The organism is Vibrio sp. ABG19, assembly GCF_029962385.1.
In the GTDB taxonomy this organism is placed as follows: Bacteria; Pseudomonadota; Gammaproteobacteria; order Enterobacterales; family Vibrionaceae; genus Vibrio; species Vibrio ostreae.
Genome location: NZ_CP071708.1, coordinates 54,282 through 71,181, shown reverse-complemented (window position 1 = coordinate 71,181; position 16,900 = coordinate 54,282). Strand labels below are relative to the sequence as shown.

18 protein-coding genes and 1 riboswitch are annotated in these 16,900 nt (G+C 54.6%); of the genes, 13 read left to right on the top strand and 5 right to left on the bottom strand.

Annotated elements, in window-relative coordinates:
• The first annotated feature begins 1 nt into the window (after position 1).
• From urtC to J0X00_RS06375, 11 genes are read left to right on the top strand one after another with little or no spacing between them, the layout of a single operon-like run.
• Complete coding sequence (urtC, locus tag J0X00_RS06425; protein WP_136483084.1) at positions 2 to 1,084, top strand: urea ABC transporter permease subunit UrtC; 1,083 nt, start codon at positions 2 to 4, stop codon at positions 1,082 to 1,084.
• Positions 1,081 to 1,911 carry an urea ABC transporter ATP-binding protein UrtD gene (gene urtD, locus J0X00_RS06420; RefSeq protein ID WP_282477715.1) on the top strand — a complete coding sequence of 277 codons (831 nt, stop codon included), beginning with the start codon at positions 1,081 to 1,083 and terminating at the stop codon, positions 1,909 to 1,911. The genes urtC and urtD overlap by 4 nt, the downstream gene beginning before the upstream one ends.
• A 2-nt stretch (positions 1,912 to 1,913) precedes the next feature.
• Entirely contained in the window at positions 1,914 to 2,609 is a 696-nt protein-coding gene (gene urtE / locus J0X00_RS06415; protein ID WP_282477714.1) for an urea ABC transporter ATP-binding subunit UrtE, read from the top strand.
• Positions 2,610 to 2,613: 4 nt separating this feature from the next.
• Positions 2,614 to 3,477 (top strand): urease accessory protein UreD, encoded by an 864-nt coding sequence (locus J0X00_RS06410; RefSeq protein WP_282477713.1) that lies wholly within the window; start codon positions 2,614 to 2,616, stop codon positions 3,475 to 3,477.
• Positions 3,478 to 3,488: 11 nt separating this feature from the next.
• Positions 3,489 to 3,791, top strand: a complete 303-nt coding sequence (gene ureA, locus J0X00_RS06405) for an urease subunit gamma (protein ID WP_136483092.1) — start codon at positions 3,489 to 3,491, stop codon at positions 3,789 to 3,791.
• A gap of 9 nt (positions 3,792 to 3,800) precedes the next feature.
• A complete protein-coding gene (locus J0X00_RS06400) occupies positions 3,801 to 4,106 on the top strand; it encodes an urease subunit beta (protein ID WP_136483094.1) in 306 nt (101 codons plus the stop codon).
• 11 nt (positions 4,107 to 4,117) lie between these two features.
• A complete protein-coding gene (ureC, locus tag J0X00_RS06395; RefSeq protein WP_282477712.1) occupies positions 4,118 to 5,824 on the top strand; it encodes an urease subunit alpha in 1,707 nt (568 codons plus the stop codon).
• Between the two features lie 17 nt (positions 5,825 to 5,841).
• Entirely contained in the window at positions 5,842 to 6,408 is a 567-nt protein-coding gene (gene ureE, locus J0X00_RS06390) for an urease accessory protein UreE (RefSeq protein ID WP_282477711.1), read from the top strand.
• Positions 6,408 to 7,070, top strand: a complete 663-nt coding sequence (locus tag J0X00_RS06385) for an urease accessory UreF family protein (RefSeq protein ID WP_136483196.1) — start codon at positions 6,408 to 6,410, stop codon at positions 7,068 to 7,070. The genes ureE and J0X00_RS06385 overlap by 1 nt, the downstream gene beginning before the upstream one ends.
• A 3-nt stretch (positions 7,071 to 7,073) precedes the next feature.
• Entirely contained in the window at positions 7,074 to 7,712 is a 639-nt protein-coding gene (ureG, locus tag J0X00_RS06380) for an urease accessory protein UreG (protein ID WP_136483100.1), read from the top strand.
• A 20-nt stretch (positions 7,713 to 7,732) separates the two neighbouring features.
• Positions 7,733 to 8,269 (top strand): HupE/UreJ family protein, encoded by a 537-nt coding sequence (locus tag J0X00_RS06375; RefSeq protein ID WP_282477710.1) that lies wholly within the window; start codon positions 7,733 to 7,735, stop codon positions 8,267 to 8,269.
• Positions 8,270 to 8,440: 171 nt separating this feature from the next.
• On the opposite strand, the gene J0X00_RS06370 is transcribed toward J0X00_RS06375, so the two are convergent.
• The 4 genes from J0X00_RS06370 to thiD all read right to left on the bottom strand — a co-directional run bounded on the left by J0X00_RS06370 (position 8,441) and on the right by thiD (position 11,596).
• Entirely contained in the window at positions 8,441 to 9,136 is a 696-nt protein-coding gene (locus J0X00_RS06370) for a pirin family protein (RefSeq protein ID WP_282477709.1), read from the bottom strand.
• Positions 9,137 to 9,264: 128 nt separating this feature from the next.
• The gene (gene thiE, locus J0X00_RS06365) at positions 9,265 to 9,912 is read right to left on the bottom strand and encodes a thiamine phosphate synthase (protein WP_282477708.1); all 648 of its coding nucleotides are present in this window, start codon (positions 9,910 to 9,912) and stop codon (positions 9,265 to 9,267) included.
• Positions 9,909 to 10,733, bottom strand: coding sequence for a hydroxyethylthiazole kinase (gene thiM, locus J0X00_RS06360; protein WP_282477707.1), 825 nt, complete (start codon positions 10,731 to 10,733; stop codon positions 9,909 to 9,911). Before thiM ends, thiE begins: the two co-directional genes overlap by 4 nt.
• Complete coding sequence (gene thiD / locus J0X00_RS06355) at positions 10,730 to 11,596, bottom strand: bifunctional hydroxymethylpyrimidine kinase/phosphomethylpyrimidine kinase (protein WP_282477706.1); 867 nt, start codon at positions 11,594 to 11,596, stop codon at positions 10,730 to 10,732. Before thiD ends, thiM begins: the two co-directional genes overlap by 4 nt.
• A 136-nt stretch (positions 11,597 to 11,732) precedes the next feature.
• Positions 11,733 to 11,857, bottom strand: a riboswitch (TPP riboswitch).
• Between the two features lie 160 nt (positions 11,858 to 12,017).
• Here thiD and J0X00_RS06350 point away from each other — a divergent pair.
• Both J0X00_RS06350 and J0X00_RS06345 read left to right on the top strand, forming a co-directional pair.
• Positions 12,018 to 12,893 (top strand): AraC family transcriptional regulator, encoded by an 876-nt coding sequence (locus J0X00_RS06350; protein WP_282477705.1) that lies wholly within the window; start codon positions 12,018 to 12,020, stop codon positions 12,891 to 12,893.
• Positions 12,894 to 12,985: 92 nt separating this feature from the next.
• The gene (locus tag J0X00_RS06345; RefSeq protein WP_282477704.1) at positions 12,986 to 15,133 is read left to right on the top strand and encodes a TonB-dependent siderophore receptor; all 2,148 of its coding nucleotides are present in this window, start codon (positions 12,986 to 12,988) and stop codon (positions 15,131 to 15,133) included.
• Positions 15,134 to 15,209: 76 nt separating this feature from the next.
• Here the strand turns inward: J0X00_RS06345 and J0X00_RS06340 are convergent, their stop codons facing one another.
• Entirely contained in the window at positions 15,210 to 16,649 is a 1,440-nt protein-coding gene (locus tag J0X00_RS06340; RefSeq protein ID WP_282477703.1) for a sucrose-specific PTS transporter subunit IIBC, read from the bottom strand.
• Between the last annotated feature and the right edge of the window lie 251 nt (positions 16,650 to 16,900).

The window sequence follows — 16,900 nt, the reverse complement described above, 5'->3', positions numbered from 1 at the left end:
GATGTTACAACCCAAATTGTTTGACCGTTCAACCCAGACGTTTCTTCTGGTGCTGGTGGTGGCGGTGGCACTGATTCCGCTGCTTAATCTGGCCACCGGCGCAGACAGTGCGCTGCATGTTTCGACCTATACCCTGACCCTGATGGGCAAATATCTGACTTATGCCCTGCTGGCGGTGGCGGTCGATCTGGTGTGGGGATATCTCGGTATTCTCAGCCTTGGTCATGCCGCGTTTTTTGCTCTCGGCGGTTATGCGATGGGGATGTATCTGATGCGTCAGGTCGGCGATCGCGGCGTATACGGCAACCCGGAACTGCCGGATTTTATGGTATTCCTCAACTGGCAGGAGCTGCCGTGGTTCTGGCATGGGTTTGACCAGTTCTGGTTTGCTGCACTGATGATTGTGCTGGTTCCGGGCGCACTGGCGTTTGTGTTCGGCTGGCTGGCGTTCCGTTCCCGGGTGACCGGTGTGTATCTGTCGATTATTACCCAGGCGCTGACTTATGCGCTGATGCTGGCGTTTTTCCGCAACGAAATGGGCTTTGGCGGCAATAACGGTCTGACCGATTTTAAAGATATCCTCGGATTTGACCTGCAGTCGGATGCAACCCGGGTCGGCTTATTTGTCGCCTCCGGTATCGCGCTCGGACTGGGGTATCTGGCGTGCCGGATGATTGTGGTCAGCCGTCTTGGCCGGGTGGCTATGGCGGTAAGGGATGCTGAATCACGTACCCGTTTTACCGGCTATAAAGTGGAATATTTCAAGCTGGCGATTTTCTGTTTCTCCGCCATGCTGGCCGGGATTGCCGGTGCACTGTATGTGCCGCAGGTCGGCATCATCAACCCGTCAGAATTCTCGCCGCTTAACTCGATTGAACTGGTGGTGTGGGTGGCACTCGGAGGCCGCGCCACGTTGTATGGCGCCGTGGTCGGTGCTCTGGCGGTTAACTATGCCAAAAGCTATTTCACCGCAGTCCTGCCGGAAGTGTGGCTGTTCAGTCTTGGTGCTATGTTCGTGCTGGTGACACTGTTTCTGCCGCGTGGCGTGGTTGGGTTGATCAATCTGAAGGAGAAACAGGCATGAGTGTACTCAATTTCGCCCGACAACTGACCGACCGTGAGCACGTCTACGACTTTATGCTGCCGAGCGTTAACCCGATGCTCAATGTTGATAAAGGAGTCCTGCTTTATCTGGAAGGCATCAGTGTCAGCTTTGATGGTTTCAAAGCGATTAATGATCTCAATCTGTACATCAAACAGGGTGAACTGCGCTGCATTATTGGTCCCAACGGGGCGGGTAAAACCACCATGATGGACATCATCACCGGCAAGACTCGACCGGATTGCGGCAGCGCCTGGTTCGGCCAGAACATCAACCTGCTGACCATGAGTGAGGCGGAAATTGCCCAGGCCGGCATCGGACGTAAATTTCAGAAACCGACGGTGTTTGAGTTTCAGAGCGTGTTCCACAACCTGGAACTGGCGATGGCGGGCGACAAAACGGTGTGGTCGACCCTGACCGCGCGTCTGAGCAGCAGCCAGATTGATTTTATCGATCATGTACTGGCACAGATTGGTCTGACAGATCAACGCTTTCAGTTGGCGGGTGCTTTGTCGCACGGACAGAAGCAGTGGCTGGAGATTGGCATGTTACTGATGCAAAACCCCAAGTTACTGCTGGTGGATGAACCGGTGGCGGGCATGACGCATCAGGAGATGGATAAAACCGGCGAACTGCTGACCTCGCTGGCTGGGGAGCGTACGGTGATCCTGGTTGAACATGATATGGATTTTGTCCGTTCACTGGCACGGCAAGTGACCGTGTTACATCAGGGCAGCGTGCTGGCGGAAGGCAGTATGGAGCAAGTTCAGGCCAACCCGCAGGTGGTTGAAGTCTATTTAGGAGAATAAGGATGTTACAGGTTAAAGGACTCAACCAGTTTTACGGCCAGAGCCATACGCTGTGGGATCTCGATCTTGATGTGACAGAAGGGCAGTGCACTTGCCTGATGGGGCGCAACGGCGTGGGCAAAACCACCCTGCTGCAGAGCATTATGGGCCTGCTGCCGGTCAAAAGCGGTCAGATTGACTATCGCGGTCAGAATATTGTCCCGCTGGCGGCGGAAAAGCGCGCGCCGCTCGGTATTGGCTATGTGCCGCAGGGACGGCAGATATTTCCGCTGCTGACAGTGGAAGAGAACCTGCGCATCGGGCTGCCGGTGCGCGCTGACCGAGCCAAACAGGTGCCGGAATTTATCTATGAACTGTTTCCGGTGCTGAAAGAGATGTTACACCGTCGCGGCGGCGATTTATCCGGTGGTCAGCAACAGCAGCTGGCGATTGGCCGGGCGCTGGTGATTAATCCCAAGCTGCTGATCCTCGATGAGCCGACCGAGGGTATTCAGCCCAATGTGGTGGCGGAAATCGGTGACATTATCCGCCGCCTCAATCAGGACATCGGCCTGACGGTGTTGCTGGTGGAACAGAAACTGCCGTTTGCGCGCAAAGTGGCGGACCGGTTCTGTATTCTCGATCGTGGCCGTCAGGTGGCAAGCGGTGAGATGGCCGCGCTTGATGACAAGCTGGTCAAACAGTACCTGACGGTGTAGGGCGATGGGCGAACTCTCTTTTCTCAATTTATCCCAGCAGGCCGAGCGTCACTGGCCGGCCTATCTTGCCCTAGGATTTGACCGCACGGAGGGCCAGACCCGGCTGCGCCATATGGAATTTCGCGGTCCGCTGCGGGTACAGCGGCCATTTTATCCCGAACAGGGGTTGTGTCATGTTTACCTGCTGCACCCTCCGGGCGGGCTGGTATCTGGCGATGATCTGACGATTCAGATCCGCTGTCAGCCTGACAGTGAAGCGCTGCTGACCACTCCGTCGGCCGGTAAGATTTACCGGGCTGACAGTCAGGGCGTGGTGCAAAAGCAGCTGGTCGAAATCGAGGTGGAACAGGCTTGCTGTGAGTGGCTGCCGATGGAAACCATCGTGTTTGACGGTGCGCACGGCAAACTGGAGACCACGGTCAACCTGCTTGGCGATGCTCGTTTTATCGGTATGGATGTGTTTTGTCTTGGCCGGCCGAAAAGCCAGTTGCCGTTTGTCTCCGGCAGTATCGAGCAGCGCTTTGCGGTGTATCACCAGGGGCGGCCTTTGCTGCTTGAGCGTCAGTATCTGGCCGCCGATGACCCACTGCTGCAGGCCAGCAGCGCTTACGCCGGTCATCTGGTCTCCGGCATGCTGGTGGCCTTCGGGCTCAAGGATGTTGATGCCGTACTCGAACGGATGCGAGAGGCGTTTCCGGCCGGCGCCAACGCGACATTAAGTATCACCTACCGGCTCGATGTGCTGGTGGTGCGTTATCTCGGTGACTGCAGCGAACAGGCCCAGCAGCAGCTCAGACGCTGCTGGCAACTGATCCGCCCGGCCCTGCTCGGGCGCGAGGCCTGCATTCCCCGTATCTGGAATACCTGAAGGAGAACACAATGGAACTGTCACCCAGAGATAAGGATAAATTGCTGCTGTTTACCGCGGCGCTGGTGGCTGAGCGTCGTCTGGCGCGCGGCATCAAACTCAATTATCCCGAAGCGGCGGCCTATATTTCCGCTGCGATTATGGAAGGTGCGCGTGATGGTAAAACCGTGGCGCAACTGATGAGCGAAGGGCGTCATCTGCTGAGTAAAAATGATGTGATGGATGGTATCGCCGAGCTGCTGGATGAAGTGCAGGTTGAGGCTACGTTTCCGGACGGAACCAAGCTGGTTACCGTTCACAACCCGATTCAGTAGGAGACGGTGATGAAACCAGGTGAGTACTTACTTCGACCCGACACGCTCGATTTAAATGTCGGGCGGCGCACGGTGACGTTATCCGTGGTCAATCACGGCGACCGGCCGATTCAGGTTGGTAGTCATTACCATTTTTATGAAACCAACCCGGCGCTCGATTTTGACCGCGAGCTGGCGCGCGGCATGCGCCTCAATATCGCCGCGGGCACGGCAGTGCGGTTTGAACCGGGCCAGAATCGCAGCATTGAACTGGTTGAGCTGGCCGGTGAACAGACACTGTATGGCTTTCGCGCGGCAGTGATGGGCAAATTGTAAAGGATGAACACATGGCACAGATAAGTCGGCAGGCTTACGCCGATATGTACGGACCCACGGTCGGTGACCGGGTGCGCCTCGCGGATACCGATCTGATCATTGAGGTTGAACAGGACTTCACCGTCTATGGCGATGAGGTCAAATTTGGCGGCGGCAAGGTGATTCGTGACGGCATGGGGCAGGGGCAGAAATGCTGTGCTGACGTGGTGGATTGCGTGATCACCAATGCGCTGATTGTCGATCACTGGGGGATTGTCAAAGCCGATATCGGCATCAAAGACGGCCGTATCCATGCGATTGGCAAAGCTGGCAACAGCGATATTCAGCCGCAGGTTACCATTCATATCGGCGCCAGTACGGAAGTGATCGCCGGGGAAGGCCACATTGTCACCGCCGGTGCGATTGACGCCCATATTCACTTTATCTGTCCGCAGCAGATAGAGGAAGCGCTGATGTCGGGCACCACCACCATGATTGGCGGCGGTACCGGCCCAGCCACGGGAACCAATGCGACCACCTGTACGCCGGGGGCGTGGAATATGGCGCAGATGCTGCGCAGTACCGACCTGCTGCCGATGAACTTCGGCTTTCTTGCCAAAGGTAATGCCAGCCTGCCGGAGCCGCTGATTGAGCAGGTTGAAGCCGGCGCATGCGGCTTTAAACTGCATGAGGACTGGGGCACCACGCCCGCTGCGATTGATAACTGCCTGAGCGTCGCTGAACAGTATGATGTGCAGGTGGCTATCCATACCGATACGCTCAACGAGTCCGGTTTTGTTGAAGACACCATTGCGGCATTCAAAGGCCGTACCATACATACCTATCACACCGAAGGTGCAGGCGGCGGTCACGCGCCGGATATCATCGTGGCCTGCAGTCAGCCGAACGTGTTGCCGTCATCGACCAACCCGACCCGGCCTTATACCGTTAACACCATTGATGAGCACCTCGACATGTTGATGGTATGCCACCATCTGGACCCCAATATTCCGGAAGACGTAGCGTTTGCCGATTCGCGCATCCGCAAAGAGACGATTGCCGCCGAAGACATTCTGCATGATCTGGGTGCGTTTTCGATGATCGCCTCAGACTCGCAGGCGATGGGGCGGGTTGGGGAAGTGATCTGCCGCACCTGGCAGACCGCCCACAAAATGAAAGTGCAGCGTGGCCTGCTGGAGCAGGATCGGGAGCTGGGCGCGGATAACTTCCGGGTCAAACGCTTTATCGCCAAATACACCATTAACCCGGCGCTGGCGCATGGCATCGACCATATGGTCGGTTCACTCGAAGTGGGCAAGCTGGCCGATATCGTGCTGTGGAAGCCGGCTTTCTTCGGTATCAAGCCGGCGCTGATCCTTAAAGGCGGCTTTATTGCGGCCGCGCCGATGGGCGATGCGAATGCCTCTATTCCGACGCCGCAACCGGTTCATTACCGTTACATGTTCGGCGGTTTTGGTCAGGCCGCGGCCGCCACTTCGGTGACCTTTACCAGTCAGGCTGCGATTGATGGTGAACTGCGCAGCCGCCTTAATCTGAGCCGTGAGCTGGTGGCGTGTCGCAACTGTCGCAGCGTCACCAAACACGACATGGTGCATAACAGCTACATGCCGAATATTACGGTCGATCCGCAAACCTATGAAGTGCGTGCGGACGGCCAGTTGTTGACCTGCGACCCGGCCACTGAACTGCCGCTCGCACAACGTTATTGTTTATTTTAATCCATAAGGAGAAGGGGATGTTTCGTGTGATAAGACGCATAGCGGATGCTGAGCATCAATCTCCCGTACAGGTGGCTGATCAGGTCATGCTGCCGTTTGATGTGCGCCAGAAAGGCCGCTTTCGCACCCAGAGTGCGCAGGGGCATGATGTTGGTGTATTTCTGGAGCGTGGCGAAGTGCTGCAAAGCGGCGATCATCTGCTGACCGAATGCGGGCAGAGATTCGCCGTCGTGGCAGAACAGGAGGCGGTGATTGAAGCCAGTTGCAGTGACTGGCAGGTATTTGCGCGCGCCTGTTACCACATGGGTAACCGGCATGTGCCGATGCAAATTGGTGAGCGCTGGCTGCGTTTTCAGCCCGATCACGTGTTGCAGGAAATGCTGGAATTGCTTGGTATGGCGTGCCGCGCGATGACAGCGGAATTCAGTCCGGAAAACGGGGCTTACCATGGTCGCGGCGGACACACTCACGGCGGACACAGTCACGGCCATGCTCACAGTCATGACCATAGCCTCAATCCAAATCATCGTCATGATCACCATCATTCACACAGTGATCATCAGCATGAGGAGCACAACCATTGATGAAGACCCAGGCACTGCTTTCGCTGCTGCATCTGAGCAGTCCGAGCCTGCCGATTGGTGCGTTTGCTTACAGTCAGGGGCTGGAGAGTGCCATTGAGCACCAGCTGGTCACCAATGAGCAAAGCCTGATGGCCTGGCTGGAGCCGCTGTTGGCGCAGGGTCAGGCCAGTCTGGATATTCCCATGCTGGCACGTTGCTACCATGCGTGGCAACAGCACGACCTGGCTGCGTTGCAACACTGGCAACAAATCTTGCTGGCTTATCGTGAGACGGCGGAGCTGGTGAAAGAAGAGCAGATCCTCGGTCAGACTTTATGCCGCTTGCTGACCAGCCTGGAGGTTGAACTGCCTGCTGAGGCACGGCAGATGAGTTACCTGCCGCTATACGCCAAGGCCGCACACCATTTTGGCCTCGATCTGGAGCAGGCGGTGGTGGGCTGGCTCTGGTCCTGGCTGGAAAATCAGATCACGGTGGCGTGTAAAGCCATTCCACTTGGCCAGACGGCCGCACAAAAGGTGCTGCTGGCGATGATGCCGAAATTCGAGTCGGCGATAGACAGGGGCCTGTCACTGGATGACGCCTCGGTCGGCTTAACCCTGCAACGTTTTGCCATGCTCAGCAGCTGGCATGAGACGCAGTATTCAAGATTATTCAGGAGTTAAACAATGAGTACACAATGCTTACGAGTCGGGGTCGGTGGCCCGGTCGGTTCAGGTAAAACCGCGCTGCTGCGCCAGTTGTGTCTGGCGATGCGCGAACACTACAACCTGGCGGTGGTCACCAATGATATTTACACCAAGGAAGATGCGGAATTTCTGCTGCGTCATCAGGCTCTGGAAGCGGACCGCATTCTTGGGGTGGAAACCGGCGGTTGTCCGCACACGGCGATTCGTGAAGATGCGTCGATGAACCTGGCGGCGATTGATGAACTGCAGGCGCGTCACGCCGGGTTGGAACTGGTACTGGTGGAAAGTGGTGGCGATAACCTCAGTGCGACGTTCAGCCCTGAGCTGTCGGATCTGACCCTGTATGTGATTGATGTGTGCGCCGGGGATAAAATTCCGCGCAAAGGCGGGCCGGGGATCACCAAATCGGATTTGCTGATCATTAATAAAACCGATTTGGCGCCGATGGTGAATGCTTCACTGGAGGTGATGGATCGGGATGCGAAAAAAATGCGCGGCGAAAAACCGTTTGTATTTACCAACTTGATGCGTGGTGACGGGCTGAAAACCGTGATCGATTTTATTGTCCGCCAGGGAATGCTGGCTCAGCGTGACGTCAAGGTCACGGTTACCGAATAATAATTGATAAGGAGAGTGTGATGAAAGTAACCAAATTAATGATGGCCGCGAGCGGATTGCTGGCCAGTCCTGCGGTCTGGGCTCATCCGGGCCATGACACCACGGCCAGTTTTGCACACGGCTTCATGCATCCGCTGACCGGCGCCGATCATCTGCTGGCGTTGCTGCTGATTGGTATGTTTGCCGCACCTTACGGCTGGAAGACCGCGTCTAAAGCGATTGGTGTGGTACTGGGCGCACTAGCGATGGGTTTTGTGGCCGGCATTGAGTGGGTTAATACCAGCCATATCGAAACGGTGGTGATGGCATCGCTGGTTCTGCTGCCATTGGCTCTGATTGCGATGCGCCGTTCTGCGTTGCAGGCGCTGGCGCTGGCCGCGGTGGCGCTGTTCAGTGCCTGTCACGGTATCGTGCAGGGCGCTGAGTCTCAGGGGGCCTTGCTGCAATATGCCCTGGGCACGCTGCTGGCGAGCGGCGTAGTGATTGTTGCCAGCCTGCTGGTGAGTAAAGCGGTGCGCCGTGCAGTGCTTGCTACCCGTCAGTTCAGCCAGCGTTAGACGCCATTAAACCGTTATGTGTACTGAAAACAGGATATGTGTTGAAAACAGGGATACGTACTGAGTTGGTTGATAAAGCTTAATCCGGATAGATAAAAGGGCCTGCAGATAGGCAGGCCCTTGTTATACTTTTCTCACGCTGCTAAACAAATGTTATACCGCGCTGCCAGCTTATGGCAGATCAAACACCAGAGCTTTGACCGCAACATCGCTGACGTTATGCAGCTGCAGCTCGCTTTCGGCGCTGATTTTTGCGCCATCGCCCGGCGTGAGCACGACGTCGTTGACGTTCAGTTCGCTGTCTATCTGATGGATATAAATCCGGCGACCCGGCGCTACATCCAGGTGTAAATCAGTGCCTGGCAGCAGGATTAGCTGGTGCAGGGTTACATCCTGTTTGATGTGCAGCGTGCCATTTTCACCCGTTGGCGTGGCAATGGTAGTCAGCCCCGGCTCCTGTCCGAAATCTTTCTGCTGGTAACCCGGCTCGCCGCCCAGCGTATCAGGCTGAATCCAGATTTGCAGAAATTTCAGCGTATCGCTGTTGGAAGCATTGAATTCACTGTGGTGAATTCCGCGCCCGGCCGACATCAACTGAAATTCACCGGCCGGCAGGGTTTTCACATTGCCGGCACTGTCTTTGTGGGCGATGGTGCCCTCCAGCACATAACTGATGATTTCCATGTCTCGGTGACCGTGGGTATCGAAGCCCGCGCCAGGTGTCACTTGGTCATCATTGATGACGCGCAGCTCGGAAAAGCCCATGTGCGCCGGATCGTAATAGTGGCCAAACGAGAAGGTATGTTTACTGTCCAACCAGCCAAAATTTGCCCGGCCACGCGCTGCTGCCGCTCTTACTTCAATCATCTTGTGCTCCTCACCCGCTTGCTGCGGATTGCTTTTATTGCTTTCAACCGTTGGTGTACTGTTGCTTGATGGAGCCAGTCTACGGCGTTATGGATAGCCTCAACAGCAAGTCAGGTTGTCGCACTTGTTCAATTATTTGCAATGACTTTGTGCGGGGAATGTGCATCAATCAAGTCACGCAATGCTCTGGCGGCCTGTTCAGGTTGGCTGGCATGGCTGATCGCCGATACCAGAGCAACGCCGTCTACGCCGGTCGCGGCCACACGGGCAAGGTTTCCCTGATTAAGACCTCCGATCGCCACCAGCGGCAGGCGGGTGTGCTGCATCGCCCAGGTCAGTCCTTCCAGCCCCCAATGTTTGACTGTATCGGTTTTGGTCGGGGTGGCAAAAATCGCACTTAACCCCAGGTAGTCGACCGGTAACTGATGAGCCGCCTGAAACTGCTGCTCATTTTCGACCGACAGTCCAAGGAGTTTCTCCGCTCCCAGCAACTGGCGGGCGATGGTGGCGGGCATATCGCTCTGCCCGAGGTGCACACCGTCAGCATCAACAGCCAGGGCGACATCGACCCGGTCGTTGATGATCAGCGGCACCCCTGTACCGCTCAGGAGCTGTTTTATCGCTTCAGCGCGTTGGATAAAGGCGCGCACATCACCATGTTTTTCACGGATCTGCACCATGGTTACCCCGCCACGTACGGCTTGCTTTACCACCTGACATAAGTTGGTGAGATCCTGCTGGTCATCGGTGACCAGGTATAAACGATAGTCACTCATAGTTCGAACGCCTTCGGGTCAGTTGGATGCGGCATAGTTTGCAGCTTTACTCTGTCGATTAAGCTGTTTTCATCCAGCAGGTGTAGCGTATCGAGCAGGGCAAGCTGCAGGCTGCCCGGCCCTTGAGCCTGCTGAGCCGCCAGTTCGCCGGCGACACCCATGATGGCTGCGGCGCTCAGACCACTCAGATCACCACATGCCGCGCAGGCGCCGGTTAAAGCACTCAGGCTGCATCCCATCCCGGTCACTTTGGGCATCATGGCGTCGCCGTTACTCAACTGTGCGACTTGATCGCCGCTGATGATAAAATCCTGCGCTCCGGAAATGACCACGCTGGCATGGTATTGCCTTGCGAGTTGTTGCCCGGCGGAGATGGCGCTGTGGCTGGCATCTCTGGCATCCACCCCTTGCCCCTGTGTATCACTACCGGCCAGCGCCATGATTTCTGAAGCATTGGCACGGATGATTAGCCGCTCTGCCTGAGCGGCGAAACGACGTGAGGTTTCTGTACGTAACCGACTGGCGCCGCAGCCGACCGGATCCAGGATGACGGGTTTGTGGTGACGGTTGGCTGCATCAATGGCAAATGCCATGCGCTCAATCCAGATTTCATCCAGGGTGCCAATATTAATGACCAGCGCTCCGGCAATCTGCATCAGTTCATCCATTTCGCGGCGTGAATGGGCCATGATCGGAGACGCGCCGACGGCCAGCAACGCATTGGCACTGTTGTTCATCACTACATAATTGGTAATGCTGACTACCAATGGCTGATTGGCGCGCAGGGCCTGAAAGGTACGCGCGATAAGCTCAATATTCATAAAGACTCCAGCTGAGATGATGGAATAGGCGAAAGGGCAAAGAAATGATGCACCGGGCCGTGACCGCGTCCAACATCTAGCTCATCGGCATGGGCAATCGCCCGAGAGATGTAGTGTTTAGCGTGGCGAATGGCATCTTGCAGCGTAAATCCCTGAGCGAGGTAACAAGCAATCGCTGACGACAGCGTACAACCGGTGCCATGCGTGTTTTGGGTGTCGACCCGCTGAGCGCGGAATACCGCCGTGTCCGTGCCGCTCAGTAGCCAGTCATCGCTGTGACTGGTACCTGGCAGATGACCGCCTTTGAGCAGCACGGCCTGGCATGGCAGGGCGCGCAGTGCTGCGCTCATCGCTTCAAGCTGTGACTCCTGCTCGCAGAGCGGCAGACCAGTCAGCGCCGCGGCTTCTGGCAGGTTAGGCGTGATCAGGGTCGCCAGTGGCAGTAATTCCCGCTGCAGGCTGTCGATTGCCGCACTTTGCAGCAGTAAATCGCCACTGGTGGCCACCATGACCGGATCCAAAACCACAAAACGCGGTTGATACTGACGCAGTTTACGCGCCACAGCGGCAATGATGTTACTGTCGGCCAGCATACCAATTTTGACCGCGACGATATCGAGATCGCTGAACACCGCATCGAGCTGACTTTCTACATGTTCAACCGGCACCGGCAGAATGGCACTGACACCTTGGGTGTTTTGCGAGGTTATGGCAGTAATCACGCTGCAGGCATAACCGCCTGTTGCTGAGATGGCTTTGATATCGGCCTGGATACCGGCGCCGCCGCCACTGTCTGAACCGGCAATGGTCAGCACAATCGGTGTATTAAGAGAGGATTGGGATTGATTATCTGATTGAGGCATTTGGGCTCCTAATCGTCCGACAATCAGGAACCGGTTTAGCACCACCTGTCAGGTTTTGCTAAACAGCCGCCGCGAGGCGGTCATGTTGGGGGAGATGACAGGGGGAGCTATTATATCTCAACCCGCCTATAAGCCTTACCACAACACTATAGTTCCCTACGTCAGTACTAACTGAATCAGGTTCTACGGGTCTCGCGATGACGCTTTGCCTGTGGCAAATCTTCCGGCGATCTCAGCTTTACAGCTCCCCGACTATAAGGCGCAGATGATAACAGATATTTTTACTACTGTTGATCACTGAGCGCTACTTTTGCTCGATTGACGCACTCAATCTTGTCTAGAGTGGTTAGTTGATAACACTTCTCACTAAGATTGGTTTTATGCGACACTAGTAGCTAAAGGTACTCAGGAGTCAGTTTACATGGGCGCTGTATCCGCTTCATTTACGCGAATCTGCAATTTGCTCGAATATATTCACCAACATCTAGACCAGCCTTTATCGCTGGATCGGCTTTCACAGCAGAGTTGCTGGTCGCGCTGGCAGTTGCAACGGGTATTTCACAATGAAACCGGTCTGACGGTGGCGAACTATGTACGCGAGCTTAAGCTGAGTGAAGCCGCTGAGCGTCTTGTATGCAGTCAGGAGCGAGTGATTGATATTGCACTGGCCCTCGGTTTTAGCTCTGAAGTCAGTTTTAGTCGCACCTTTAAACATCATTTCGGTATCAGTCCGCGCCAATATCGCCAGCAAGGGCAGCGCACAGGCTTACGTAAACCATTGCAGGTGCAACAATTTGCGCCGCGTGGTGAGCGCTGTACTCGTCTGGTTGATGTTCGGCTGGAAAGCCAAGCAGAATTTGAGTTGTTCGGTGTCGCCACGACTATCCGCGGTTTACTCTCTTCACAACCGGATTTCACGACTCAGGTGCCGAAAATCTGGCAGACATATTTTTCTTGTCCAAGCGATAGCAAATCTGGTCCCTTGACGGGCGTCATCGATGTGACCCGGGTCGGCAGTGAACATGGTCAGCTGCGCTACTGGGCGACTGGAAGTCATTGGATGGCGGGGTTAAATTCGGTGCGTATTCCGGCGCAAACTTATGCGGTGGTGAAACATTGCGGACCGGTTTCGCAACTGGCTGATACTCTGGAATGGTTTATTTTTGAATGGCTGCCGGATTCTCCTTATCGGGGAGTGGACGGATTTGAGCTGGAGCGCTATCCGGCTGATTACAACTGCGCCTGCGATAACGCGGCAATGGAATACTGGTTACCGATTACCGCACGAACGGATTAACATGCTCCAAATTGTTAACTTTCCGTGGTGTACTTTGCTTAGAATACAAATGATATGTATTCTCATAAATAAAAGCAGGGTAGTTATTTCACATGGCTGTTGTTAAGCATTCTACATTTTCTCCGATCGCTGTGGCGATCATGGCGGCTTTCGCCACTCCATTTGCCTTGGCAGCGCAAGCAGACAATCCACCAGTCGATACGGTCACTATACTGGGCAAAACCTATCGCAACACCGCAACGAAAACCACGTTAGCACCGCAAGAAACGCCTCAGGGCATCAGCGTGATTGAAGGGGAGCAACTGCAGCAGCGTGCTGTCACCTCACTTGGCCAGGCGGTACGTTACGCGCCGGGTGTGGTGACGGAAACCAAAGGTGGTTCAGTCACCTTACTTGATAATTTCTATATTCGTGGTTTTGAATCTAATCAGAGCTATTACGATGGTATGTTGGTGCAGTATCTGAAAGGCTGGAACCTGCAGCCGCAGATTGATCCGATTGCGATGCAACAGGTGGAAATTTTTAAAGGGCCGACCTCTGTGCTGTATGGTGCCATGCCGCCTGGCGGCATGGTGAATGTGATTGCTAAAAAACCGCAGCCCCAGCGACATACTGAGCTGTCGGTTTCCGGCGGGTCGCGTAACCTCAAACAGGTCACACTCGATACCACCGGTCCGCTTGGGGATGGCGACCTGCGCTATCGTTTGCTGGCTAAATCCCGTAAACAGGATGGCCAGGTCGACGGCACTGAAGAAGAACGTTACGTGATTGCCCCGTCTCTGGACTGGCAAATTACGGACGATACGTTACTCAACCTGAATCTGTACTATCAAAAAGATCCGGATATGGGAATGAATTCCGCTTTACCGGCATCAGGCACCGTAACCGGAAATCCATATGGTTCAACGTCGCCATCGACCTCGGCCGGTGACCGTAACTGGAGCAAGTTTGAGCGGGAATTTTGGATGCTAGGCTACAAAATCCAGCATGATTTTAATGCCGAGTGGTCTTTGCTGCAAAGTCTGCGTTATACCGATGCCACGCTTTATCAGGAAAACACCTATCACAGCGCCGGACAATTTGATGCCGTGACGGGCAATCTGCAGCGCAACATCTACAGCACGGATGAAGATTCGCACGGCATTGTGGTCGATAACCAGCTGTCAGGTCAGGTTAGCTGGGGCAGTGTGGAACACAACCTGTTGTTGGGTCTCGATTATCAGCGTCTCAAGGGCAATTCGGACTATCGGACTTATCAGACTACTGAGAGCGATTTTGGCGCATTCAACCTCTTTGCACCTGACAATAACCTGTTGGATCGCAGTAGCCTCACGCAGACGGATTTGTATGCCTACGATATATCCATCAAACAGTTGGGTTTCTACTTTCAGGATCAGTTACGCTGGAATCGCTGGGTGCTGATTGGCGGCGGCCGCTTTGATCATTATACCAGCAGCAGTGAGGTGTCCGGTTACAGCACGGATGCGGATGATAATGAGTTTACCTATCGGGTCGGTGCATTATACGAATTTGATTCTGGCCTGGCGCCTTTTGCCAGCTTCGCGACCAGCTTCTCTCCGGTTGCCGGGGTCGACAGCCAATTCGGCCAGCCGTTTAAGCCTGAAACCGGTGAACAGGTGGAAGTCGGGGTCAAATACCAATCGGCGGATATGAGCAAGCAAGGCAGCATCTCTTTGTACCATATCCTCAAAAACGATGTTGTGGTGACCGATCCTTCTTCCGCGGATTATCAGGATGATATTCAGGTCGGCGAAGTACGTTCACAGGGGATCGAAGTCGAAGGGCGCTGGTGGGTAACCCCTGGCTGGGATATTGCCGCCAGTTACACCTATTCCGATGTTGAGGTTACTAAAGACAGCGCCAACGGCCTGCAGGGCACGACACCGATTTACGTCCCTGAGCACAGCGCCACACTGTGGAGCACCTATCAGATTGATCAGGGAGTGCTTGATGGCAGCCGGGTCAGCGCAGGCGCACGTTATGTCGGCAGCATGATGATGGATGCGACGAATACCCAGGGCAAAGTACCGGACTACACCATGGTTGATTTGTCGCTGGGCTACGACTTGGGCAAAATCAGTGAGCGTCTGCAGGGCGTCAGCGCCGACGTGATTGCCAGCAATCTGTTCGATGAAAAATCCTATACCTGTTACGACAATATGAACTGCTGGTACGGAGCGGAGCGTACGATTGAAGTCAAACTGGGTTACCAGTTCTGAGTTAAGCACAGAGAAAACAACGCCCGGCGAAAGCCGGGCGTTTTGTTCGTCATCAGCCAGTGATTATCTATGTAGATCAGGCTGTAGTACTGACGCCTTGCTTGGCTTTTTGACGCATCCCCAGCACTATGGTCAGACCGAAGGCGACCGCAAACGAAATCACCATACCCACCACGTAGTAACCGATTTTTTCCGGATTGATGGAGATAATGCCCGGAATACCGGCTGCGCCCAAAGCGTGTGCTTTTACGTGGAACAAGGTCAGGAAAGCGCCGGATACCGCAGCACCAATAATCGCAGCGATAAACGGGTAGCGTAGCTTGAGGTTAACGCCGAACATGGCGGGTTCAGTGATGCCAAGCAGCGCTGTAATACCCGATGGCATCGCGATGCCTTTTTGTTTCACGTCTTTGGTGGTAAATGCCACTGCCAATGCAGCCGCGCCCTGTGCAACGTTCGACATTGCTGCAATTGGGAAGATGAACGTACCGCCTGTGGTGACGACATCAGCCAGCAACTGGGTTTCAATCGCGATAAAGCTGTGGTGCATACCGGTAATGACAAACGGAGCGTAAATCAGGCCAAATACCGCACCGCCAACGAAACCCGCTGAGTCATATAACCAACTCAGGCCATCACCGAGCATAAAGCCAACATCACGGGTAATAGGGCCAACCAGAGTGAAGGTCAGAAAGCCGGTGATAAAAATTGCCAGCATCGGAGTCAGCAGGTTATCGAGTACCGAAGGGACAACCTTACGCAGCCCCAGCTCAACTTTGGCCAGAATAAATGCCGAGACCAGAACCGGCAGTACAGAGCCCTGATAACCGACTTTTTCGATTTCCAGCCCGAGTATATTCCAGGTCGGTACCGTGCCATGGACAGCCGCGCTGCCAAAACCCCAGCCATTAAGCAGGTCCGGGTGCACCATCAGCATACCCAGTGCCGCGCCCAGGAAGGGGTTACCACCGAACTTACGTGATGCGGAAAATGCCAGTAAGACGGGTAAATAAACAAAAGGCGCGTTGGCAAAGGTGTTGATCATGCTGGCCAAATCAGCCAGTCCCGGGTTGGCGTCAATCAGAGATTGCCCGTCAATAAACAGCCCTTTTGCGGTCAGAACATTAAACAACCCCATCAGCAGACCGCCGGCGACAATGGCCGGAATGATGGGGACAAAAATATCCGACAGGCCTTTAACCGCGCGCTGCAGCAGATTTTGCTTATCTGCCCCGGCTGCGGCTACGTCATTAGTCGACATTTCAGCCATGCCAGTCAGTTTAGCCATCTCGGCATAAACCTGGTTGACAATGCCGGATCCAAAAATGATCTGGTATTGACCTGCGACTTTAAACTGGCCTTTTACGCCCTGCAGTCCGTCAATGGCCTTTTCGTCAATCTTATTTTCGTCTTTGACTGCAAGACGCAGTCTGGTTGCGCAGTGTGCCAGCGCCTGAAGGTTTTCTTTACCGCCCAGGTGCTCGAGAAGTTGCTTTGCTATGACTGGATAGTCCATAACTCACTCCGGTTCTTGTTACTTGTCAGTATAGTGGTTAACTGCGTTATTTTTGAATTTTCGGGAACGTTTGCAAGACGCATTCTTGTCAATAAAAAACCGCCGGTCAAAAGCATCTCGTTTATTCTGTGAGAAAGATCAGCAAAACCGAGAAGGAAAAAGGGCAAAACAAGGTTAAAATCACGCTAGTTAGGTGGTTGATGTCGGTTCATTCTGCAATCAATCCCAATTTTCGCAGCGTAATAGGATAT